Raw genomic sequence first — 22,632 nt, forward strand, 5'->3', positions numbered from 1 at the left:
TCTAATAAAAGACCCGCGCTAGGCGGGTCTATAAATCGATCGACCGTAAATGGGGGAATAAGGGCGTGATACAGGAACATAAACAGGTCTCAGTCTGCGCTTCACTACTCAGGCTCGGTAACTTTTGGAATAGCGCCAAGCGCGACCGCAACCATCATCTGCTTGGGCTGGAGTTCTGATGGACAGTGCTGATGTTGTGCTAATCATTGCTACTGAGCGCAGCAAGGGCGGATTTGAAGTTCATTGGACGGTGTGGTTTGTGGAGGCTGCTTGTCCCCGATGAACGCACCATCTGCGCGATCAATGATTAAGATGATGAGTTCTTTCACTCATTGGTGTGAGCTTGCACCCTGAGTGCTTTGAGTGAAAAGCAAACCTATTGCTATGACTTGTTTTGGCTGCATAGGATCGATGTTTTTCAGTCTGGCAAAAAGGGTTGCTATTGCTTTAGAGAACCCTTGCATGAACCAGTTCTGTAAGCTGCATCTGCTAGATGCAGCTTACAGTCTGAACAAGTGTTTTTACTCATGCCGCCATGTTCCCCTCCTGGCTAAATATCACTAGGAGTACAAGGACGCAGATACCCTGAAAATGAGTCCTGGACTTGAGGGGCATCCGACACGGTTGCCCTTTTTAATGCAATAGATTTGACGGCCCTGAATAGAGAAAGAATGCTCTCTACAAGATTCCGAGCAAGCTCAGCGCTGTTTTGGAGCCACGTTGAGGGGTGATTTTTGGCGTGGCTACCCCATTGGGAGATCGACGAACTGGCCCTTAAAGTATCAATGTGTCATTATTCGCGGACAATTTTGAATCTCTGGCTAATAATTGATTAGTTGGCGAAGTGCTGAGTGGGATTTCCACATTGCCCTTTATGTGTTGGAATAGCATTTCTATCCCTTTTTCTGGTTGTGACGCGTGGTCTGATGGTTTGGCAACTTAGGGACACTATTTCGGTAGCTGTCTAGCTAAAAAGTTGTCCGCGAATTCAAATCCTGGGTATTTAAGTAGGCATGGCTGCAGATGCAATTTGGGGTGAAAGAGGTTGACAAGCTTACGCCAAAGAACTGTAAAGCGAGGCGAAAGTCATTAAGACCCATTGGCGAATCTATGACAAATGTGTTCAGAGCGCTTCTGCCTCTTCAATCTTCATAAGTAAATCTTTTGGGCAGATCGCAGAGATCGGAACCCTACTGATAGATCATGATTTCTGCCCCTCCAGTCAAATAGGCTCAACTGCTTGCAGGAGAACATGACTTAGACTTGCACAGTAATCAAAAGAATCCAGAGTGTTTCATTGAGGTCATTCAATATTTTCATTAGTTCCAATCAATTAACATCAACCTTCTTATTGCTAAGAAGACATGCATTCTCTAAGGCTAGTGATAAACATAAGGATTTTTTTTAATAGCTCGTTGGCTAGATGGAGGTCTCAATCTTTAGCTACTGCTAAACACTCCATAAAGCTTCAAAACTTCGAGGTAGAGTATTGCACTAAGTGAGGTCATTACAACGATTACGGAGCCGCCAACTTTGATGAGTTTTTTGTCTGTGTTGACTTGACAAGCCTTGATCGAAGCTTCGGTTGCTCCGAACGGTAAAATGATAACACCAAGGATTACAATTGCGATGATTCCAATCACGATTTGACTGCTAACTGTGCTGTTGCTAAAAGTATTGACTGGGACATCTAATAACTCTCTGGCTGATTCCATCAGCTTTTTAAAGTAACCCTCTTGGCTAAGCTCGAATAGAGTTTTGAATTCAGCCAACATTTTAGATTTCCGATAGTACACTCAGCTTAATCTGGCATAAGCATGATGGTTTTAAAGGTTAATCAGCGGTTAGATAAAGCAATGACTGATAGGTCTTTCTACCCAGGATCCATCGCCGATGCGAGCAAATGTGTTGATCACTGTATCTCTAGCGGCTGCATCAACGCTTTTAATCCAAATGACTGGCACTAGCTTGCTTTGGTTGAGCCTATCTCTTTGAGTAGTGATTGAAGAAGTAAAAAAGAAAGGCATCAAGAATAGATTGGCTAGGTTGAAATTTCTTTATTGCCTAGCGGCAACATGATCGACTGTCGCAATCTAGCCAATGCGCCGTTCAATTTTTTAGATCAACATCGATGCTCTTTTCTCTAATGACATTGGCAACAGTCTTGATGTCTATGCACTCTCTCGCTGTTTGATTAGCTCAGCAATTAAAGCCGCTATTTTTGCAGGCGTTCTGAACAAATAAACTACAAATGAGAACAGTGTAACCAGGTTTTGACAGGACTAACAATTTTTTATGATCTGCTCAAGCTGATGCTCAAAATAGTGGAATGAGCAGCACTACCTAAGTTTGTTGCAATCGCATTCAAGGAGAAACAAAAGATTTGCTTTGCCCTCAGCATTAAATCAATAATCGCTTCAGATTCTCCTGTTAGCGTTTAGTTGGCCCATGGTCAGGTATCTTTAAGTTAGTCAAGACCTAAAAGAGGTCATAAGCCAGATGCGTAATTTGTCTAAGTATTTCTTGTCCATCTTTCTTGGTGCAATACTTCTGTTCGCTTCTGTTCTCAGTCCCTCACCAGCCTTCGCAGATGACTTCGAGCTTTCACCTGCGGTATCTGAGGTGGGCGAGACTTTCTCCGATAAGTACTGTGTTGCGATCTCAGACGGAAGCCCTGCAGATCAAGCTGCCTTAGTTGCTGGGCGTCAAATGATAAGTAGCTTAATGCGCTCAGGTGCTTTAAAGGAAGTAATGGCTGTTCCAAAAGAAGATATGGCTTCATTCATTGCCGCGAATATTTTTGAGACATGCGGAGATAATATTGGAGTTTCCGAGTTAGAGCTTAATACTTCTATCCTTAACCTGGCAAATCAAGGTCCTAGACAATCTCAAACCAAGCCTTTTAACCCTTCTTCGTTAATTAATAATAGCCAAAATACATAGTCCTAAGAAGACGCTTATCAAGCCCAAAAACCGGACAGATTCCATCATGCTCGGCCATTAGGATTTATTCATTGATATAGAGCAAGTTGCAGTGTCTGATTAAAATTAGGCAAAGTGTCTATAGATGCGAGACTCACAATCATTAAATTTCTACTTTTAGGATTATAAGAGCCCAACAAAGCCATTGTCTTTGCTTGTTGTAGGCTAAATCTTTACCAGCACTCTAAAATTCAGCTTAGTTTGACAAATAGGCTGCTATTATGAAATCAGTACACCATTTATCATCTATAGGGCCCATGATGCGTATGTTTGATTATAGAATCCCTGAAGGAGCCTAAAATGTCTAAGGATAAAGAGTTCGCGATTAGCAAGGATAGACTGCGTGCTTCATGGGGAAATGTTCCAATTTCTGTAAAAATTTATCAGCAGATACAAGCCTATCTCCTCCAACGTCAATCAATGGGCTTATCAACTGATGTCGAAGAATTGATTAGTACTGCTACCGATGAATTTCGTGATTTTCAGCAACGTCCAGAGGTCAAGGTGGCTCTCGAATTGGTCTCTGCGGATCTTGAATCTGATCTGGCTTTGTCAGGATTAAGTAAAGACGAACGGACCCAAGCAATCGTGATTAACTTTGCCATCGCAAATTACCTCAATAATTTCACTGTTAAATGATATCTTTGTCTCTATGTGATAAGTTGATAGCCTTATAGGAGATGCTCATGCATCCATAAACTACTGTTCGGGCTCTCGTCAATAATTTATCCACAATCTCGTTCCAACCCGTCAGCCCTATCTAGGTTCTTGCCACGTAGCTGTAAATAGCTGCCAATGATTAATTCTCTGCCTCCTCTTCAGTTTCAACTTCAAGCCATATCATTCGCTTACCGCCACTAAACATTTGGAATCTTTAACGCAGCAAGCTCGGCTTTCCTTCTTCTGCGATTATTTACTTCACTCAATCGAGTTCAGCCTTTCCATTGATAACCTTGATTAATGTCATACGTCTTCAATGTATGACTGTGATTTACCATGATCACAGAATTGTTTTATTTTACCGTAAGCTAAAGACGACAGCTTGCAATTAAATTGCCAAACGTTCATCGCTGCTGAGTGTTAATCCAATAAAAAAATTCTACTTAAACCTGTTTTTTTCTGCTTGACCCTCAGCGACAGCTAATCGACCCACAACATGATGCATTCTTTGATTGCAAGCACGGCCTATAGGCCTTATCCGCGAGCTTCTGATGTGCTTCTCTTAGCCCGCTATCAACACTTCTAGCTTGAGCGACGGCACAATCGAGAACAGCTTTCCATTGCATCAGAGTGTGATGTGAAAACTTCTAGACCATTACTGCAACGGCTTTGCGCACTGTATTTCCCGTGGATTGCACGTGGGTGTTGATCTTGCTCCGCCCTCTTAAACGATGGAAAAACAGTCGAGGCAGTCTTGTTGGAATGGAAAGAGCTGATTTGCTTCAGAACTCCGAAGCGCACTGGTGATTTTGCATGGATCGGCTTTGAATTCGTCAAGGTAGTTACATGGATGCTTTACCCAGCCACCATCAACGCTCTAGGCAGTGGACTTTCAGTCGTTCACTTCTAGTTGACCCACTACGATCGCGGCTGCGTCAGTGGCAGCAGGTACGAACTTGGGCGCGTTTGATCCGTGAGGCTGAGGCCCTTTGGCATGTGGATGTGAGGGAACTCAGACGTTTGGGTGCCTTGGAGTTGTCCCAGTTGCTTGAGGAGGTTCCACCTAGCCAGCGGCGACGGGTTAATCGTTGGTTGCATCGCTATTCAGTTGCAACCAGGTTCCAATCAACTGGTTTGGAGCCCAATTGCTCTCAACGGTCATGAATCGTTGATGTCACACCAGAAAAAAAATTTTTTTTTCTGGCAACCCTTTTTATTTTTTATTGTGCAATACTCGTTGATAACATGTTCAAAGATTGATATTGCTTTAGGGCTTAGGATAGACGCTCCCATTCAATCAATGGGCGGTAATACTTTTTAAGCCTTTAGGTAAACGTGCTTTCGGAAATATATTGTTGCCTTTTTTAGTGCTTATTTGATTTACAATCAAGCCTTTGAGTAGCTTCTTTCTAGGATATCAATTGTTTAAGCTTGGATCAATCCTTTTAATTTGTTGATGACAGGACTCGTTAACGGTCTAATCATGGGTTGGTTGGCTTGCTATTGCGGTTAGCTATTGCAGATTGAGTAACTAATAGGCGAGTAACGGTCTTGATAGCAGAACAAGCGTCGCTTGCAATGTTTTATTATGCGTTGACTATATGGTTATTTTGCTTGGATTCTTCATTGACTCTTGAATAATTCCATTGACAAAATCTATATAGATGTTGATGAATTAAAAAAGCCACCTCTCTAATGAGAAGTGGCCTGAAGACTGAGATCTCAGTCATGCACGGAATCGGAGCGGCGGGATTTGAACCCACGACCCCTACTACCCCAAAGTAGTGCGCTACCAAGCTGCGCCACGCCCCGGCTTAGGCAAGCTATCACAGGATATTACGTTGCCTAGTGGCCGATCTAATCCGTTTTGAAGGCAATCTTCTGCTCAACCGCCTTAAGAGTCGCCTTGACAGCTGATCACGGCTTTCGCTCGCGTAGCCCCATAGCTTGAGCTGATGCGCCAGCTGTCTCAATTCAGCAAGGTTCATTGCTGCCAATTGCAGCTCCGGCAACGTTCTCCATGCGCGCGCCCTCATGGGAAGCTGAGCTTCGCTGGTGCTGCTCCCCATGTTCAAGCTGACCTCAGCAAGCCACTCGGGAATGACCACCATCAGAACTGCGATGAGCCCATAGAGCTCAACCAAGCCCTTAGGGAGCGGAAGAAACCTGCGTGGCTGCTGTTGGTCTGATGGTGAGGGCAAGATCAGCAACCTGATGCTGAATCCTGACCACTTTGCCACTTCTACAAGGGCTCAGATGGGCAGGGGTGGTTAGATCTGTAAGGATTCTGAGGTTGGCTCTGGGGCCTCCCGCCACTGTAGAGCTGGTTCTTTCCCCTGTTGACCGGCAAGCCTCAAGGAGAAGATCAGGCAGAAGACAATCATCAGAGTGGCAGCTAAGGCAAGCATTACCAATCGATCTGGCAAGGGTGGCTTCATTGCTCCATGTTGGTGATCTGCTTGCTGAGTTGTAGATTATATGAAATTTGTAGTGGGAAATGTTATTTGAAAGCGGCTGTCTTTGTTTATGAGTAATTCTGGTCAAACTGGTCAAAAAACGATTAATGATCAATGAGAAGATTTTCTTTGCCTAGAGCAACTTTAGCGCTGCAATGCCTGTTAACCACTATTTCTTTACCGATAAGACTTTCCTCTCCTGCTTTTGCAGATACCCTCCCTCAGGGGGAGGTCCCGCTGTTTCCACGTGAAGTCTTGTTTGGCAACCCTGAGGTGAGTGGGGTTACCTTGAGTCCAGATGTTAAGCTGATTTTTATTGCTCCCCATCGGGGAGTGCTCAATCTTTGGGCTCAAGAGCTTGAAGTGGGATCTAAACCATGCTTGCTTACAAACAGCACGAATAGTCCCACTAGGCCTGCTCGTTGAAGCGTTGATGGGCGATATCTAATCACTAGCCGCGATAGCTATGGCGATGAAAACACTGTTCTGATTCGAATCGATCCAACGACTGGCGAGGCGATTGATCTCAAACCAGGTATGGGTGTCAAAGCTGCTATCTGGGGTGATGACCAAGACGTCCCCGACGAGTTGGTCATCGGCCTAAATGATCGCTATCACGATCTCTAGGTAATCAATCTAGAGACTGGTGAGCGTCGCTTACTGTATGAAGCCAATGATGGCCATTTGGTCTTTGTCGACTGGATTGACGGTGATTGGCAGTTGGTTCTGCGAAACCGGATACAACCAGATGGTGGCAGTACTTACGACCTTCGTCTGCCTGGCCAAAAAGATTGGAAACCATTTTTAAGTTTCAGCTTTGAAGAAAGTCAGGCTGGATCAGCACCTCTTGGGTTCGATAGAAATGCAACTTGATTGTATGGGTTGCTGAATATCAAAGATGGTTTGCATTGCTTGGTGCGCTGGCGCACCGAAGCTCTGCATAGTTGTAAAGAAGATTACCCTTATGAGCTCGTGTGCCAGTCTGAAAGTGGAACACTTGGAGTTGAGCTATCTGACCTTAAAGCTCATGCGCCACAAATTTTGATTGAAACTGACTTACGAAGTCGTAAGATTATCATAGATCAGGAACTTGTGAATGATCTGAGTGCTCTTAAACAACTTGCTAAAGATCGTGAATTTTATATTGTTAATGATGATGTCGATTCAATGACATGGCTAGTGATCTTATATTCTGACACCCTCTCACCACAGAATTGGATATGGAATCGTAATCATAAAAAGGGCCAAAAACTCTTCTCAGTTAATCCTTCGCTTGATAAATACAAGCTTTCAGCAATGGAAAGCATTGAATTACGCGCCCGTGAGGGTTTGCGTCTCCCTTCTTACCTAACACGCTCAACTTTAAATCAATCGGGCCCTCAACCTTTTGTGCTGTTGGTGCATGGTGGTCCACAGGCTCGTGATTATTGGGGTCTTAATTCAGTACATCAACTTTTAGCAAATCGCGGATACCATGTATTGAGTGTCAATTACAGAGGTTCGACTGGTTTCGGTAAAAGACATTTACTGGCTGGCGAAGGTCAGTGGTATGCCGCTATGCAGGATTATCTTGTTGATGCTGTTGAATGGGCGGTTGATGAAGGTATTGCCGACCCCAAGAAGATTGTGATTATGGGGGGCTCTTATGGTGGTTATGCTGCCTTGGCTGGGCTCACGCGTGACCCAGAATTATTTGCTGCTGCTGTGGATATAGTTGGGCCTTCTAATGTAGAAACCTTACTAGAATCTATTCCTCCTTATTGGGAGCCCATCCGTAAACCCACGGAGAGAATGGTAGGTGTTGGCCGGGTCGATTTGGCAGCTATTTCACCACTAACTTACGCCAACCGCATTCAGCGTCCTTTATTGATTGTACATGGTGCTAATGATGTGCGAGTTAAGTTGTCTGAGAGTGAATCAATTGTGGCAGCTATGCATTCCAACGATTTGCCTGTTGACTTCATTGTTTTTCCAGGCGAATGTCATGGGATTGAAGACCCGAGAAACTCACTAGCCCTTTATGCAGTTATTGAGAAGTTTCTTGCTAAACAACTTGGTGGAAGGTTTGAACGAATTGCCAGGCAATTCAAGATTCATCTATGCAATGACGAAGCAAGTCTGGTGCTGGATGTATAGTCAATAAGTAAATAGAATTATGACTAAAATTCTTAGAATGCCATGGATGTAGAGATGCTTCGAATTTGCCTGTGGCCTGTCTATTACGATCATCTAAATATTTGAGTACGCCTCGACTAACTTTCCCGCTATTTAACTGACTTCGACATTTATCTAACCATAAGACTTTATTGCTCGAAGAAAAGTTGACAATGATGCCCTGTTTATGCGGTTGATGACTCTTTAATTGCAGGGAAAGTTTGCCCAGCCCTAAGCCTCCTTTGCGTATAGTTGAAGCTTTGGTTGTATGTCTTGAGTTAACTTGGTGGAGATTCTACCTTTTAAGTGTGCTATTTCTAGAGCTTTATTTTTTCATTTCCAGACCTTAGAACGCAATGACTAACTGACCAATCATATTCTTGCCAGATACTTACTGGTAATTTAAAGTTTGCACCTGGGAAATCATTTAGAGCAACCTGAGTAGGCATTGCAGAGCAGTATGGTCTGCTTCCGGGTTTTGCTAGGTATTGCTGGTGATAGGACTCGGCATAATGGAATTGTTGATCGGCTTTGATTTCAGTTGTAATTGCTCCAAAACCACCCTTGCTTAAGAGTTGCTGAAAGCTGTCTCGACTCGCCTGCGCAAGCTCCATCTGCTGAATCGTGGTGGTGTAAATCGCCGATCGGTATTGACTCCCTCGATCATTACCCTGGCGATTTCCTTGCGTGGGGTCATGGCATTCCCAGAACAATTTGAGGAGGTCGCTGTAGTCAATGACGGATTTATTCCACACCACCCGTACGATTTCAGTGTGTCCGCTACGTCCTGAGCAGACCTCTTGATAGGTCGGTTGCTCTTGATGACCACCGGCGTAACCCACTGCCGTGGTGATGATCCCAGGCAATTTCCAGAAACCCTTTTCGGCTCCCCAAAAGCAGCCACAAGCAAACAGAGCATCTTCCTGATCTGTGGTTAGAGGTTCATGCAGGCTTGTACCTAGAACGGCGTGCTGCTCAGTTCCTGAGGGAATTGCAGCCTCTTTTGAAGCCTTTGGGGTTAACCACGATGGGAACATCAAACTCAGGCAAGATTACTAACCATAGGCAACTCCTTTTGGTTTTAGATGCAGGTGGTTATGGAGCCCTGTCACGAAGCACAAAAAGAGGGGAGGTAAGCCTATAATAAGGATCATGTTCAACAGTTTAGATCCACTCTTGTTTAGATCAGATGGATTCAGAATACCCATCGCTACCTCAATTATGTGAACATACAATATCTTCGTTGACAATTTCTTGCCCTTATACACACAGCAGATTGACTTTATGATTAGCTAAAGTTCAATAATTTTTTGATCTGGTCAAAAACTCTGCTAACAACTGTTTGGCTGCCATTCGGTTAGGGCTACCTTCTTGTTTGCTAGCGACAAACCCCCCAATATGAGTTGAGATAGCTCTGCAATGCATTTCATTGTTGCTTCAATGCGTGAAATAGATATTTAAGTTTCCACCATTAGAGCAATCTGTAAGCACATTCTTGTAATCAAGGGTTCGGTGGCTAGCAGCTTCTCTTCTTTGATTTTCTGATTTTATTTGTTTTAAATTAAATCATTTTATACTCTTCTTCCAGGTTGTTTTATATAATAGATTGGCTTGTTTGATTGATGCTTTTGAATTCCCATTCAAGCCTTATCCGAACAGAGTTTCTGGATCGCTTTATCTTTGCTACTTGGCTTTGCTATAGTTTTATGATCCTTTGTGATTAGAGGTTGCGAGACTAACCCATTCGCGTTTCTTTTGATGCTGGTAATAAAATTAAAAGGAGTCTTCCTAGTGATGATATGAAACATTGATTTGAAATAGTTAAGGAAGAAGTTTTTTTGTCATCGGCTTTCCAATGTTGTTCGACCAAATGGCCCCTGACTTGATTGCAGAGGTGGATCACTTTTGCTGAAGCCAATAGTGGATTTACTTTATACTATACGAGCAACCTTGGTGTTTTTAGTGATATCCAAGCAGAGCCCTTGATAGCTGCCTTGATGTGGGATCAAGGCATAATACTTAGAATATTTTCGTCTTCGGATCTTAATTAATAGGCTTACCTTTATAAACCTCTAGGTTGATCAGTTTGGAAACACACATTACCCAATTATCGTTAACTTTGGGATGCTTCTTTGGGCTCCAGAGAGATGTGGTTGAGCAGGGTTGTTACGAAGGCGAACAGGAGGAAGGGAAGGCTTAATACCAAGATCAAACCAACGCCAACTAGAGCGAACAGAGGCCTGCTCGAGCCCATTAGACCCAGGCCTGCTGCAAGGCTTACGAAGATCACTGCCATCCAGGCCAAGACTTGGCCATAGATGTCTCCAAAGGTGAGAGTACAACGCAAGGAGTATGGAGTGTTGACTGTCATGTCATTGCCTTTATACTCTTTCTTACATTTAAGCCTTTTAACCCCCGCTTGTCTTGCGATTGAAACATATCATATTGAGAGGTATGAACCCTTTGATAGCAATGGCTCTAGGTAATCAGAGTGTGGGTTGAAGACACCATCTTTGTTCCCACTATTTAATAGATTGACAGATAGATCTTCTTTTAAGTTATTGCCCAAGCTTATTATCGTTTTTAATGAACTAAAACGCTTCTGTTGTAAGCTTCAACTTTATGATGTCCATAGAATCTATGCATGCCTGATTTAGCTAATAGGGAAATCTCAGAAATGAAACCAAGCCTTCCTGCTTCATATAATTAGAAGGATGTTTCTAGAATGAACAAGAAGTAGTACGCTTATTGAGGCGCAAACTAATCTCACAATCCTAACGACGTGTGCACAGTAAAAGCACCCCTTCCACTGCTTCAAAGACTGAGTCAGGTGCCAGGCATGGAAAAAGGCAAATATCGACTTATTATTTTGCTTTCCCAGTTAGGTGACTTTGACAGCCTCGAATATGCTCAAGCGCTAGTAGCTGATATGCCAAGGCTAAGGGCTGCTGGGATCTCCACTTTGGCCATAGGCATAGGCAATGCTGAGAGTGCTGAACGATTCTGCACCTTTACTGGCTTTCCTAAACAAAATATCTTGGTCGATGAGGAACCGACACTCCACAGAGCGCTGGGTCTCTATGCCGGACTAAAAACACTTGGTGGCCCTTGGCCTGCATTGTTTTTAATGTGCGCAGGCATTGGTTCTCCAGGCACTCTGTCTGAAGTACTACGTGGCTACACAGGAGATCGTAGTGCACCCCAGCGAATCGCGAACAACGAAACCATCAGCATCTCCCCATTCCCATCCGTAAGAGGATCCTTTTTCAGGCGAGCTGGTGGTGAGGGTTTTCAAAGACCATTTGAACTCGCCACTATTCGACTGCGAAACATGATAGAAGTGCTAAGTAACTTGGGTACTTACTTACCTCGTGACGACTTCATTACACAACGGGGCGGTACTTATTTACTAGATTGTGACGACATACTTTTATATAGCCACCAAGACAAGGGGATCCTCGGATTCTCCGAAACAATGGCCAAACCCCTTTCTTTCCTAGGCCAATATCTAGATAAGAATTAATATGAATAAAAATCAACTCCAATGTTCTAATGATTCACACTTGCTAGCCAGCTTTCGATATGGCGACTAGTATATAGAAAACAACAATAATAATATGCATGATACTTAAACAAGCGTTGTAAAATGTCTAGCAACTATTTAGTATAAGTTGCAGTCAACATATGTTGTTGGCACCGCTATGTTATTCAGTGCCTTGAGGCTAAATTGCAATAAACTATATATATAATCCTTATTACGTCGAAACATCTATAGTTTAATACCCCTCTGCCCATCTGCCAAAAAGGCAATATCAGAAAATTTATCAAATAACTTAATTCTTTAAATCCTGCTAAAAATCTAATCATCACAAGACATGACTGAAAGTTAGCCGATGCTTGTTCAATCTTAAATGAACGATAGTCTGCATATTATAAATTAACTACACAAGTGTCCTGCATTCTAGAACTTCTCTATTATCATGAATAAGCGCTCTCATTTAACCAAGTACATTTCACCAATGATGGCCTTAAACGTTAAACCTGAGCATGAATGATCTAACCAAGGCTATCAACCTTCATTTGGCCTGTGAGTTTCAGGCAAGTCATACCTATCTAGCGATGTCAATTTGGCTTCGCGAGAAGGATTTAGCCGGATTTTCCTCGTACATGCAAATTAAGAGCCAAGAGGAACGTGGTCATGCAGATCGACTTATTGCTTACCTTGTTGATTGCGATGAGCAGGTCGAGCTTCCCGCGGTTGAAGCTCCACAACGCAATTGGGGGTCCACCCAGGATCTCTTTGATCAGGTTTACGAGCTAGAAAAAGATGTAACAGCATCAATTAACCGTATTTATTCCATAGCTGAACAAGCTGGTGAGCGTAGTGCGACCGCCATGCTCGATTGGTTCATTGCAGAACAGTTACAAGAGGAAGCGGAAGCTCGTTTCGTGCGTAAGCGCCTTCGCCTGGCTGGTGATAACACTGCTGCGCTACTTCTTTTGGATCAACAGTTTCTTGATGGAACTGCCTTGACAACTGTCAAGGGTGGCCTTACTGGATTAAAACAATCAGAGAATTAATTCCAAGTTTTTATGATCACTATTTAATAATACTAGAAAATATTTTCAGCCAATGTTTGTTGTAGTTTCACTCGCAATCAATTCCATTGCAATAATCTGGTATTAATAAAATCTGTACAAGTTTTTCTTCTGGCATGGAAGCTATTGCATTGTTTCAAGCAATATCTTTTAGCTATAAAATGTTTACAAAAATGATGATCCTCTTAGATAGGCTCTGAAAAGTCGCGTCCTGACAAAGATTTTTTGACAAATCTTATTTCAAATTAGAAAAATTTTCAAATCTCAATCATGCTTTAAGTTAAATCAATGAGTTGTAAGTTCTTTGCTTCTACTTGTAATTAAAACCAATACTAAAAAAGGGCAGAGTGATAACTCTGCCCTTCCTAACAATCGATGCCAACTCAGAGTTCACGTCATGTTGGTTCCTTGTCCATCATTATCGGCTTTACCTCCGATGATAAAAATAGCAATGCAGGCCGAGCCAATGATTCCACACACCACTGCTGAGAGGGTTCCAAAATCCATTGATGAATCCAGACAAAGTCCATATATCACTAGCCCAAGTAATCCCAATCACAGGATGGCATTGTGCAATTCGAAATGAGACTTAATCCTAGGTAGGCCAATCCATTGTGCCAATAGATACATGCAACAAAGCGCCAGCGGTGGCTTGCTTCGGTTCTGTCAGGATTTCTCATAAGCCAGTGATATCAACAGTAATTCTCCTTTTAGGATCCGTTGCCACCGAATCACTATTTGATTAGTTGTATGAAATATCACTCCATAATGTGTCGCCTAACTCTCGCCTATGTGATCATTGCCTTGTCTCTATAGTATCCACTGAGAGGTCTGTGATGTATCTAATGATCGTGCTTATTCATACATATACTACGGCACACTATCATGTCTAAATCACACTTTACCTCTTCAAGTATGTAGAGTTCTGTGTACACCTAATGTCGAACTGTCGCGATACAAATAGATTTTATTTGCCCTAAACAAGTTCATTCTCGTGCAAACCTACGGGAAAACAGACGTTACCTACGCCTGGTACGCGGGTAACAGTGGTGTGACCAACCGATCAGGCCGATTCATTGCCTCGCATATTGGCCACACAGGATTAATTTGCTTCGGCGCTGGTGCCAACACCCTATTTGAGCTAGCTCGTTACGATTCCGCATTGCCAATAGGTGACCAAGGATTTGTAGTTCTTCCTCACCTAGCAGGCCTTGGTATTGGTGGCATAGAGAACGGTGTGATTACTGACTCCTATGGGATGCTTGTAGTCGCAGTCTTCCATCTAATCTTCTCGGCCGTTTATGCCGGTGGTGCGATGCTTCACTCCTTTCGATACAAGGAGGACTTGGGAGAATACCCGCAAGGATCCAGACCCAACAAATTTGATTTTAAATGGGATGATCCAGACAGGCTCACCTTCATACTTGGACATCACCTGCTATTCCTAGGTCTTGGCTGCGTTCAATTTGTTGAATGGGCTAAATACCATGGAATTTATGACCCAGCAATGGGTGTTGTACGTAAGGTCGAATACAACCTTGACTTGTCAATGGTTTGGAATCACCAGATTGATTTCCTTACGATTAGCAGTTTGGAAGACGTGATGGGCGGTCATGCATTCTTGGCCTTCTTCTTGAGTGCTGGTGCTGTTTGGCATATTTTCAGCAAGCCATTTGGGGAATACACTGAATTCAAAGGAAAAGGACTGTTGTCTGCTGAATTTGTGCTTTCTACCTCATTAGCAGGTGCAGCCTTTATTGCTTTTGTGGCAGCCTTCTGGGCTTCTATGAACACCACAATTTATCCAACTGATCTCTATGGTGGTCCTCTCAATATCGAGTTGAACTTCGCTCCATATTTTTCAGATACGGATCCATTGTTTGGCGGAGACGTACATTCAGCCCGTTCATGGCTTTCAAACTTCCATTTCTACCTTGGATTCTTCTATCTTCAGGGTCATTTCTGGCATGGATTGAGAGCGATGGGCTTTGACTTCAAACGAGTGGAAAAATTGTTCGATCAGCTAGAAAGCAACGAAATTAGCCTTAACCCAGGTAAAAGTACGACCGTGCCATCAACATCGAGCGATAACGCCACATAAACTAGCTTCAAATTAACACTGCGATTTATCTTAAAATAGGAGCCCTGCCTAAGCAGGGCTTTTTTATTGAGCCTATGGTTGTCAATTTGAAAATATAGTGCTCAGCAAACTTCAACTTCTGATTGTTCTATTGTTCGACTTGCCTCCCATTAGTTATACTGCTTCAAATACGTAAACCCTAATCTTCAATTTTGCGATTTTGGCCAGTCAACGCAAATCGAATTTGTCAAAGTATAGGGTATCTTTGATTCAATAATGATCTAAAATAAACATCTATGACAAGTCATTGATATGGTCTAATCGCTATCGAAACTAAGCTTTTCTTTTTTTGGATCTAGGTTGAGTGCTGCTATTCCTTTTCACGAACTCTGCTTCAACGACTGTTTCACTGATTTAATGTTATCGATTTACAATAGACCCTTGGCCTTAAGGTTTAGCAACGATTGTCTCTGCCACTTATTGATCTCTAGCTTCTTGATTAGGAGCCATTTTACGCAGGCGGCTTTGTTGTTGCTGTCTTATTAATAAATGAATATCGGCGGCCAATACCAAAACACCAAGCAAGACAATTCCGCCAATGGTTATTGGTGTCAGCTCTACTGCCGCTGCAAAGGGAGCTGTATACATCGTTGACTTAAAATGCTGTCTAATTATAGCTTGAATAACTCGTTTGAGGCACTGCAAACTTAAACATCAAACCAATCCAAATATCTAGATAGGCCCTCTTACATGTGTGGTTATACAGTCGCTATGTTTTCGCTTCTCTGTCTCCTAATCACTCCATTGATAGAGCTTCCCTTGTCTCCAAAAAAACGATATCAATTTGCTTTTGCTACATTCTATCCATTAACTGTAATCAAGCAGGCTTGCGATCTCAGTATCAATCAGATTTGAAATCACTCTGCCAGATTATCGCTATAAATAGGCAAAGTTTACGGCACGCACGCCTGGAATGATAACCAGCTTGACAACTGACGCACGATTTAAGTCATTGCATACACCAGTAACATCAATGCCTTCACGAGATTCCATTTGTATTTCCTTTTGATATGTTCTTCTTCCATCCATGCTACGCCCAGGATTAGCAACTCTTTCAATGGCCAGGCTTTACATCATCTATACATTTGCAGTGCATGCAGTTATTGCGCCTCAGTGACTGATTCCTTCTGCCTATGCCACAAATTCCAACATGTGCAAGTGAGCAGGTGAAAACTTGACGGCGCCAGTGGGCTAAACAACACCCCGGATGGTGTCGAAATTTACACAAGCATCAATCAGCAATACAGATTCCTCGCAACAGCCCTATTGCTATTGAGAATCGCTTGCAAAAGGCACTGATAAGCGTATAGGTTGCGAAGAGTTCTCAAAAAGCACTTGAGAGGCTTCACATGAGCTTCCGATTCCTGCCAGATGATCCAGTCCCAGCAGTGCGGATGCCAACAGGGCAATCCATACTGATCGATCCTGCCGCTCGTTCAGGCGGCGCTTGTATCGAAGTCGTTGAGGGTATCGCCCGCGTCTACTGCCCATGCGAAGAAACTGAAGGAATGACTCTCGCTTTTCTTCAGGAAGGCGATCAACTACGCACCGACCGCTTGTGCAGTGAAGGTGTCTGTGTTGAAGCACTTACACCATTATGTTTTCGCAGCGATGCTGAAATCCGTGATGGGCATGACTTTGATGCGGTGAACGAATGGACCCTGCAGCTGCTTCGCATTCGCCATTTAGGTAATGCAGAACAGCGTCTCCAGGCATTGCTAGCCCTGCTTGTTAACCGCTTAGGGCGACGCTGTGGCGACTGGTGCGATCTCCCATTCCGACTCACCCATGAGCGAATTGGTGAACTCATCGGATCTACGCGTGTGACCTCCACGCGACTGATCTCCAGGTTAAGGACCGCTGATCTTTTAAACGTTCCCAGCGGAGAGCCCATCTTGCGCTTGGCCCCAGCCTTAATCGAATCAGCACCTCTTGCCGCCTCATAGCTCTGAGTGAATGAAAGACCTAGTTATCACATCAGACAGCGTTATCGCCAGTCTCTGTAGAGAGGTTGATGGGATCCGCCATCGCTGTAGCTCATTGCTAGAGGCTATGGCTAAATGTAATGATGAGAATCTATCTTACCGTCTCAAGAATGAATTTCAGCTGCTCAGAAATCGGCGTCAAGCATTATCTAAAATAGCCAATGAAATGAAATATAACGGGCTGGCCGATAAACTCTCTATTGAATTTCTACTTGAGATCAGCAGCAGAACACTTGATATGAGAACTTGTTGACTTCAAGAGAAAAGTTCTTATTTTATTAGTAATAATTAACAGACAATGCTAATTAGTATTTTACTTACACACTGATGTATCGCTATCGATTATAGATTGCAATCACTAGGCGAGCTTTGCAGGCGAATGCTTTCCATCGCTCAATTCTCCGTCAATAATTAACATTGCAGAGGGCTGATTCTCGGCAAAACGTACGCGACCCAAGAGGTGAGCAAACTCATTTTCAGAGTTGACTTGATTATCGACTAGTGGATCAAGGAACACTGTCGTGCGCATATCAGAAGCTCGCTCAGCCATTGCATAAAGCTGATGCAGTGAGGTTGTTACGTCTGCCTCCATCTGGAATGAGGCAGCCATGATTTCATCTGTAGAGATCCATTCCTGACGGGGTGAAGGTATATCCTGCAGAACAACAGTTTGTCCACGAGCAATCAGGTAATCTGCAAAATGGGCGGCATGTTCCTGTTCTTGAATAGCTTCTTGCTTGAAGTAATGGGAAAAGCCGCGCAATTCGCGCTCAGCAAACCAAATCGCAATAGCAAAGTAAGCAGCGCTAGCATTTCTCTCCATGGTTAGATGCTGATGGAGAGCCTCAACCAGAGAAGCTTCCATTGACTGAGCGATTGCACGTCCTGCAGGACCAGTGGTAAGGGCTACAGCTTTAGTACTGCTAGGCAATGCCATGATTTGTCTTGTAGAGATTGCACAGAGTGGCGAGGATGGATTAGCAACCAGGCAAATGTGCATAGAGTGATGTGACGAATGCTACAAGCCCTTTTACATCTTGAAAAGGTCTCTTCAGGTGCGATTTGGACCCCATATAATGAGAATCAGTCTCAGTTGCGGAGTTACCGCAGGTCTTTATGGCCAAGGCCTTGGGGAATGACATGGCGGACAGTCGTCTGCGACGTCTTGACCCCGTTCAAAACAAGAAAAAAACCTGCAAAAAGCGGAAGTGCTCGAAGTGGAAAGGTGGCAAATGTGTATGCAGCCGCGGCTGATTACCCATTCCTTTGCGAAAAGGGGTTGTTGATGGCTAATACAACTTGATCAGGATAAAATTGTAGCCTTAATAGTTGTTGAGTGATTGAGACCACCACTGGTTAGGTCTTGGTGGTCAAGCATTGCCCTCAACAAAGTGGGCATGGAATCGCTCCGGGGAAAAGAAGGCCTTTTTGTCCCGCGCGGAAGGCGACGAAGCAGCGCTCGCCTGTCTTGACAGGACGTTCAAGTGGTTGACGTACACGCAACGTGTGATTTCCAAGCTCCACACGCAACAACCAGTGACTACCAAGAAACTCGCGACCTTGAATCAGAGCCTCGCCTCTGGGATCCTGCTGAATCTGAAGAGCCTGATCATCGACCATTAACTCTGTTGCCTTAGCAGCGTTCGGTTCCGTGGGTTTTGAGAGAGGACCAATCGGCGTCAGCCAATGTTCGCCACCCATGTTGAGAGGAAGCAGGTTCCCTTGGAGCACAAAACGACCAACAAAAGGTGTGGCTGGTTTTTGCACCAGATCAGAGGGTGATGCGCACTGATGAAGCTCACCATTGCGCAGGACCGCAACCCGATCGCAGATTGCCAGGGCTTCTTGAGGATCATGTGTCACAAGCAGACCACTGGCACCACAAGTTTGAAGAACACCTGCAAGCTCGCTGCGCAAACGCAGACGTACCTCAACATCAAGGTTGGAAAAGGGTTCATCAAGAAGTACGAGTGATGGCCCTGGGGCCAATGCCCTTGCCAGTGCCAAGCGTTGGCGTTGGCCTCCAGAAAGCTGATGCGGATAACGGTTGCGAAGATCCGCTAGGCCGAGCATCTCAAGCAGCCATTCTGCTCGGCTGGTGTCTTGGCCGCGGCGTAAACCAAAACAGGTATTGCGCCAGGCATCGAGATGGGGGAAAAGAGCATAATCCTGAAACACCATGCCTATGCTGCGGCGCTCGGGTGGCAGCATTCCCCGTGAGCTTGCGACCTCGTGATCATCGATGCAGATCGTCCCTCGCACAGGCTGTTCAAATCCAGCAATCAATCGCAGCAAGGTTGTTTTGCCACAACCGGAAGGTCCCAACAAACCAACGAGCTCACCTCTCTGGAGGTTCATATTGATGGATTGCAGTGTCCAACCTTCTGCTGATCCATCACCGTAGTGATACCAGAGGCCCTTGATTTGCAAGTGGTTAGTAATCAAAATCGTATATCCATAGCTGGGGTGGATTCGATAAGTCGTGCCGAGAGCAGAAAAGTCCCGCCAGGTTCAATCAGCTGAAGATCATTCTTGTTCCGAAACAAGGTGATCTGACGAGTAACAGTGGAGCGCGTGGCCCCAATCAGTTCGGCCATGCGTGCATGGCCAAGGGGAAAGGGCAATTCATAACCTTCACTTCTACGGATGCCAAAGCGACCAATCAGAAGCTTTAAAAGAGCAATTAACCTTGCTTCGGCTCCGACTGGATGCCTGACAAGATGAAAATCAAATAGCCAATCCCATAGGAGATCTTGCTCTTTCGGGCAGTTGTCTGCGTAATGAAGGCCAATTGAACTATTCGTGAGTGCCTCAAGTAAAAAGTTACTGCCGTCGGGTAATCGAAGCCAACTAGATTCAGAATCACCACAAAAGGCCAAAGTGATATCAGGAAAATGATCTCCGAAAGAGCCTGAGATCCTGGCAATGCCCTGCTGAAAAAACAGCCGCACGTAGCGAGATTGATCCGTCTGAGAGGACAGCAGAATGCTCTGCCCTACTGTGAGTTGAAGTGATTCCAGCGATTCCAGTTGACTACTGACTGTTATCGGACAAGACGCATTGTGTAATGGTTGACGGAGGGAAGGGAACTCTTCCTCGCCATAACGACTGGTGGCAGAACCAAGGGTGATGTGTGTGGCAGGTTTCCAAGATCCATTGCTGTCAGATAGATCCGAGCATCTACTAGAGATTTTTGAGTCAACAGCGACCTCAATAGATGACAATTGTCACAAGCAGATGAATCATTCTCACCCATCAAGCACTGATCAATGCTTGTTTGGAGCGTGATATTTATTACATCTAGAGGTAGCTATTGATTCGGGTCGCTTGGCTGGGGGTGTAGTAGCAAAAAAAAGCAGAAAAATGAGCGTGTTGTTTTTTTGGTCAAGAGTCAGGCTTTGGTTCAAAAAAAAGGCCAGCCATCCTGTTCATGGGGCTGCTTGGATTCAAGTCAAGCCGTATAGTTTCAAATGTTATTCATCAAAAATAACTTATAGCGAGCAGAATGCATGATCTGTACAAGGATTTTGTCTCCATAGAAGCAATTAAAGATCGCTAGAATGGCAGGCATCTATGTCAAATAATTATCTGTTTATAATGATCAACTTGGCTAAGCCTATTGTAAATCTAGCTAGATAACTGTCGGTGCCAGAAGAAGTCAATAACTGCTATAAATACGATATTCGCAGTCAGATTCATGGGGGAGGAATTGCCTGTCATTAGCACTTTAAATATGGATTGAAGTATACATTCATGCAGGCAGAGCATCGTGTCTTCAAGGTTTATGATGATGAATACAATGAATAACAGTATTCGCTTTTGATATCTATCAAGTATACAGCGTTGGCTTGATAGAGGTGTGTTAAATAGATCTGCAAGTTTAGTTTCTGAAAAAGGATGAAATGGTTGTTCCTGTGGATTTAATTAGCCCTAGGGAAATGCATTAATGCAAGAGTTTTGCTATTCTAAATATAATCATTATTGACAATGAATGTAAGGATTGTTGATGATAAATTAGAAGATTTAGCCATCCCGTTTGACGACCCATTCTTTTTTGTTCCATAGATTATGTTAATCTTGAAGTTGAAATGTCTTGCTCGGTTTACTGTAGTCCAACAATTAGTGAATGCCGTAGCTGATTGAGCAGCTAAGCATCGAGATAAATGGCATAGTTTCCTAAAGACTTCTTAAAAGGCAATTGCGTCCATGCCCTTGATCAACATCCAAGCATCAGTTCCAGCTGTAGCTGATGCCAACTCACTGCTGCAAGAGCTCTCTAGCAAGCTTGCCGAGCTACTGGGGAAACCAGAGAAATATGTGATGACATCTCTTCAATGCGGTGTGCCAATGACATTTTCGGGAAATACTGAACCGACTTGCTATGTGGAGGTGAAAAGCATTGGAGCTCTCGATGGTAGCCGTACGCAAGAAGTGAGCGAACTCGTGTGTGGCCACATCGAGCAAAATCTTGGTATTCCAGCTGATCGAACCTATATCGGCTTTGAGGATGTCCCTGCTCGACTCTGGGGTTGGAACGGAAGTACCTTCGGTTGAAGTGATCCCGTTTCATGAGTAGACAATCATTCAATAACAAAAAAATATCAAGCGAATGCTTTGGTTCGTATAGGCGTCTAATATTACTTGGCATTTAGAATCCTATCACCTGTATGTAAGCCAGAACCCAAAAGACAAACTTCTAAATGCAATGAAAAGCGAGTGAAAAAACATGATCGTGCGCTAACGATTATGCGCCGACTAAATGAGTACTATCCTCATCCACCTATTCCTCTTATCCATAGTGACGATTTCTCTTTGTTGGTTGCAGTCGTTTTAAGTGCGCAATGCACTGACAAGAAAGTAAATGAAGTAACACCGGCCTTGTTTAAATCAGCACCAACTCCAGAAGAAATGTTTCAATTAGGGGAAAGTAAGATCCTAGGGTTTATTCGACAATTAGGCCTGGCTAATCAAAAGGCCAAAAATATCCACAAACTTTCAGAAATTATAGTTGATCGTTTTGAGTCTTGCGTTCCACAAAATTTTATTGATCTAGAGTCACTCCCTGGTGTCGGCCACAAAACAGCAAGTGTTGTCATGGCACAAGCATTTGGAGTGCCTACTTTTCCAGTGGACACTCATATCCATCGACTTGCCCAAAGATGGGGTTTGTCTAATGGAAGAAGCGTAATTCAGACTGAAAAAGATCTCAAATCAATTTTCCCCAAGACTGCATGGAACAAGTTACATCTTCAGTTTATTTATTACGGAAGAGAGCACTGTACAGCAAGAGGTTGCGATGGAACAACTTGTGACTTGTGTCAAGAACTTTATCCGAAGCGACGTAGACCAGTGATTTGGAACAAACCATGATTTTCCATCTGACGGCAATCAAGATAAATCTATTTTGATCTAATTTACACTAAAGGAATTGATTTTGATCCTTAGATACCTTCTGTTAGTTTTAAATCTGTAATAAAGCTGCTATTTAGATAGGAAGAAGCTTTTGGCATGCTGACTTTTTAATACTAATCCAAAATGTACTTGAACATAATTTCCAGGCAATGTGTATTGGGAATTTTTCAAAGTATCCAATAGATGATAAGCCCTTGGGCTTTTTTTAAAATTCTGACCAATTCTCGTTTACACATGATCGGCC

22 protein-coding genes and 1 tRNA gene are annotated in these 22,632 nt (G+C 43.7%); 12 read left to right on the plus strand and 11 right to left on the minus strand.

All coding sequences use genetic code 11. The annotated features are described in order from the left end of the window. Positions 1-1,439: 1,439 nt before the first annotated feature. Positions 1,440-1,775, minus strand: a complete 336-nt coding sequence (locus SIB80_RS06225; protein WP_205909572.1) for a hypothetical protein — start codon at positions 1,773-1,775, stop codon at positions 1,440-1,442. Between the two features lie 724 nt (positions 1,776-2,499). Here SIB80_RS06225 and SIB80_RS06230 point away from each other — a divergent pair. The 3 genes from SIB80_RS06230 to SIB80_RS06240 all read left to right on the plus strand — a co-directional run bounded on the left by SIB80_RS06230 (position 2,500) and on the right by SIB80_RS06240 (position 4,806). Then, complete coding sequence (locus SIB80_RS06230; RefSeq protein ID WP_205909571.1) at positions 2,500-2,943, plus strand: hypothetical protein; 444 nt, start codon at positions 2,500-2,502, stop codon at positions 2,941-2,943. Between the two features lie 339 nt (positions 2,944-3,282). Beyond that, positions 3,283-3,621: a hypothetical protein gene (locus SIB80_RS06235; RefSeq protein ID WP_063419438.1), complete on the plus strand. Its 339-nt coding sequence runs from the start codon at positions 3,283-3,285 to the stop codon at positions 3,619-3,621. Between the two features lie 867 nt (positions 3,622-4,488). Beyond that, positions 4,489-4,806 (plus strand): hypothetical protein, encoded by a 318-nt coding sequence (locus SIB80_RS06240; RefSeq protein WP_236065991.1) that lies wholly within the window; start codon positions 4,489-4,491, stop codon positions 4,804-4,806. Positions 4,807-5,380: 574 nt separating this feature from the next. Here SIB80_RS06240 and SIB80_RS06245 read toward each other — a convergent pair. The 4 genes from SIB80_RS06245 to SIB80_RS06260 form a co-directional block, all read right to left on the minus strand. Continuing rightward, positions 5,381-5,454, minus strand: a tRNA-Pro gene (locus SIB80_RS06245). Positions 5,455-5,468: 14 nt separating this feature from the next. Next, positions 5,469-5,852 carry a hypothetical protein gene (locus SIB80_RS06250; protein ID WP_205909570.1) on the minus strand — a complete coding sequence of 128 codons (384 nt, stop codon included), beginning with the start codon at positions 5,850-5,852 and terminating at the stop codon, positions 5,469-5,471. Between the two features lie 60 nt (positions 5,853-5,912). Further along, entirely contained in the window at positions 5,913-6,080 is a 168-nt protein-coding gene (locus SIB80_RS06255) for a hypothetical protein (RefSeq protein WP_169189876.1), read from the minus strand. A gap of 462 nt (positions 6,081-6,542) precedes the next feature. Beyond that, complete coding sequence (locus tag SIB80_RS06260; protein ID WP_255454306.1) at positions 6,543-6,671, minus strand: hypothetical protein; 129 nt, start codon at positions 6,669-6,671, stop codon at positions 6,543-6,545. Between the two features lie 73 nt (positions 6,672-6,744). Between SIB80_RS06260 and SIB80_RS06265 the strand changes: the two genes are divergently transcribed. Beyond that, on the plus strand, positions 6,745-6,906 hold the full coding sequence (locus SIB80_RS06265; RefSeq protein ID WP_236065992.1) for a hypothetical protein: 162 nt from the start codon (positions 6,745-6,747) through the stop codon (positions 6,904-6,906). Positions 6,907-7,013: 107 nt separating this feature from the next. Continuing rightward, the gene (locus tag SIB80_RS06270; RefSeq protein ID WP_236076895.1) at positions 7,014-8,234 is read left to right on the plus strand and encodes an alpha/beta hydrolase family protein; all 1,221 of its coding nucleotides are present in this window, start codon (positions 7,014-7,016) and stop codon (positions 8,232-8,234) included. Between the two features lie 335 nt (positions 8,235-8,569). Here SIB80_RS06270 and msrA read toward each other — a convergent pair whose 3' ends face one another. Both msrA and SIB80_RS06280 read right to left on the minus strand, forming a co-directional pair. Beyond that, positions 8,570-9,289 (minus strand): peptide-methionine (S)-S-oxide reductase MsrA, encoded by a 720-nt coding sequence (msrA, locus tag SIB80_RS06275; protein ID WP_063419439.1) that lies wholly within the window; start codon positions 9,287-9,289, stop codon positions 8,570-8,572. A 1,076-nt stretch (positions 9,290-10,365) separates the two neighbouring features. Further along, positions 10,366-10,623 (minus strand): hypothetical protein, encoded by a 258-nt coding sequence (locus SIB80_RS06280; protein ID WP_063413963.1) that lies wholly within the window; start codon positions 10,621-10,623, stop codon positions 10,366-10,368. A gap of 468 nt (positions 10,624-11,091) precedes the next feature. On the opposite strand from SIB80_RS06280, the gene SIB80_RS06285 reads away from it, so the two are divergent. From SIB80_RS06285 to SIB80_RS06295, 3 genes are all read left to right on the plus strand, one after another. Then, positions 11,092-11,775, plus strand: a complete 684-nt coding sequence (locus SIB80_RS06285) for a peroxiredoxin-like family protein (RefSeq protein WP_063419441.1) — start codon at positions 11,092-11,094, stop codon at positions 11,773-11,775. A 524-nt stretch (positions 11,776-12,299) separates the two neighbouring features. Further along, complete coding sequence (locus tag SIB80_RS06290) at positions 12,300-12,833, plus strand: ferritin (RefSeq protein ID WP_011129874.1); 534 nt, start codon at positions 12,300-12,302, stop codon at positions 12,831-12,833. A gap of 1,012 nt (positions 12,834-13,845) precedes the next feature. Beyond that, a complete protein-coding gene (locus SIB80_RS06295; RefSeq protein WP_063406657.1) occupies positions 13,846-14,952 on the plus strand; it encodes a chlorophyll a/b binding light-harvesting protein in 1,107 nt (368 codons plus the stop codon). 456 nt (positions 14,953-15,408) lie between these two features. Here the strand turns inward: SIB80_RS06295 and SIB80_RS06300 are convergent, their stop codons facing one another. Beyond that, positions 15,409-15,579, minus strand: coding sequence for a hypothetical protein (locus SIB80_RS06300; protein ID WP_169189915.1), 171 nt, complete (start codon positions 15,577-15,579; stop codon positions 15,409-15,411). 761 nt (positions 15,580-16,340) lie between these two features. Here SIB80_RS06300 and SIB80_RS06305 point away from each other — a divergent pair. Together SIB80_RS06305 and SIB80_RS06310 are read left to right on the plus strand one after the other, a co-directional pair. Further along, positions 16,341-16,937: a helix-turn-helix domain-containing protein gene (locus SIB80_RS06305; protein ID WP_063397747.1), complete on the plus strand. Its 597-nt coding sequence runs from the start codon at positions 16,341-16,343 to the stop codon at positions 16,935-16,937. Positions 16,938-16,947: 10 nt separating this feature from the next. Then, positions 16,948-17,229 (plus strand): hypothetical protein, encoded by a 282-nt coding sequence (locus tag SIB80_RS06310; RefSeq protein WP_063434937.1) that lies wholly within the window; start codon positions 16,948-16,950, stop codon positions 17,227-17,229. A 105-nt stretch (positions 17,230-17,334) separates the two neighbouring features. Here SIB80_RS06310 and SIB80_RS06315 read toward each other — a convergent pair whose 3' ends face one another. From SIB80_RS06315 to SIB80_RS06325, 3 genes are all read right to left on the minus strand, one after another. Further along, positions 17,335-17,913: a ferritin gene (locus SIB80_RS06315; protein ID WP_063419443.1), complete on the minus strand. Its 579-nt coding sequence runs from the start codon at positions 17,911-17,913 to the stop codon at positions 17,335-17,337. A 446-nt stretch (positions 17,914-18,359) separates the two neighbouring features. Then, on the minus strand, positions 18,360-19,418 hold the full coding sequence (locus tag SIB80_RS06320) for an ABC transporter ATP-binding protein (RefSeq protein WP_063419451.1): 1,059 nt from the start codon (positions 19,416-19,418) through the stop codon (positions 18,360-18,362). Further along, complete coding sequence (locus tag SIB80_RS06325) at positions 19,418-20,200, minus strand: helix-turn-helix domain-containing protein (protein WP_063419444.1); 783 nt, start codon at positions 20,198-20,200, stop codon at positions 19,418-19,420. The genes SIB80_RS06320 and SIB80_RS06325 overlap by 1 nt, the downstream gene beginning before the upstream one ends. A 982-nt stretch (positions 20,201-21,182) precedes the next feature. Here SIB80_RS06325 and SIB80_RS06330 point away from each other — a divergent pair. Together SIB80_RS06330 and nth are read left to right on the plus strand one after the other, a co-directional pair. Then, the gene (locus SIB80_RS06330; RefSeq protein ID WP_063413951.1) at positions 21,183-21,530 is read left to right on the plus strand and encodes a phenylpyruvate tautomerase MIF-related protein; all 348 of its coding nucleotides are present in this window, start codon (positions 21,183-21,185) and stop codon (positions 21,528-21,530) included. A 162-nt stretch (positions 21,531-21,692) separates the two neighbouring features. Then, positions 21,693-22,346 (plus strand): endonuclease III, encoded by a 654-nt coding sequence (gene nth / locus SIB80_RS06335; RefSeq protein ID WP_063419445.1) that lies wholly within the window; start codon positions 21,693-21,695, stop codon positions 22,344-22,346. Positions 22,347-22,632 lie beyond the last annotated feature (286 nt).

The organism is Prochlorococcus sp. MIT 1327, from assembly GCF_047304785.1.
GTDB lineage: Bacteria > Cyanobacteriota > Cyanobacteriia > PCC-6307 > Cyanobiaceae > Prochlorococcus > Prochlorococcus marinus_D.

Bases quoted from the DNA above. Each gene is read 5' to 3' on its own strand.
- SIB80_RS06310 (WP_063434937.1), top strand. From the start codon at position 16,948: ATGAAAGACCTAGTTATCACATCAGACAGCGTTATCGCCAGTCTCTGT.
- SIB80_RS06235 (WP_063419438.1), top strand. From the start codon at position 3,283: ATGTCTAAGGATAAAGAGTTCGCGATTAGCAAGGATAGACTGCGTGCT.
- SIB80_RS06240 (WP_236065991.1), top strand. From the start codon at position 4,489: ATGGATGCTTTACCCAGCCACCATCAACGCTCTAGGCAGTGGACTTTC.
- SIB80_RS06230 (WP_205909571.1), top strand. From the start codon at position 2,500: ATGCGTAATTTGTCTAAGTATTTCTTGTCCATCTTTCTTGGTGCAATA.
- msrA (WP_063419439.1), bottom strand. From the start codon at position 9,289: ATGTTCCCATCGTGGTTAACCCCAAAGGCTTCAAAAGAGGCTGCAATT.
- SIB80_RS06280 (WP_063413963.1), bottom strand. From the start codon at position 10,623: ATGACAGTCAACACTCCATACTCCTTGCGTTGTACTCTCACCTTTGGA.
- SIB80_RS06255 (WP_169189876.1), bottom strand. From the start codon at position 6,080: ATGAAGCCACCCTTGCCAGATCGATTGGTAATGCTTGCCTTAGCTGCC.
- SIB80_RS06315 (WP_063419443.1), bottom strand. From the start codon at position 17,913: ATGGCATTGCCTAGCAGTACTAAAGCTGTAGCCCTTACCACTGGTCCT.
- SIB80_RS06305 (WP_063397747.1), top strand. From the start codon at position 16,341: ATGAGCTTCCGATTCCTGCCAGATGATCCAGTCCCAGCAGTGCGGATG.
- SIB80_RS06300 (WP_169189915.1), bottom strand. From the start codon at position 15,579: ATGTATACAGCTCCCTTTGCAGCGGCAGTAGAGCTGACACCAATAACC.
- SIB80_RS06225 (WP_205909572.1), bottom strand. From the start codon at position 1,775: ATGTTGGCTGAATTCAAAACTCTATTCGAGCTTAGCCAAGAGGGTTAC.
- SIB80_RS06285 (WP_063419441.1), top strand. From the start codon at position 11,092: ATGGAAAAAGGCAAATATCGACTTATTATTTTGCTTTCCCAGTTAGGT.
- SIB80_RS06290 (WP_011129874.1), top strand. From the start codon at position 12,300: ATGAATGATCTAACCAAGGCTATCAACCTTCATTTGGCCTGTGAGTTT.
- SIB80_RS06330 (WP_063413951.1), top strand. From the start codon at position 21,183: ATGCCCTTGATCAACATCCAAGCATCAGTTCCAGCTGTAGCTGATGCC.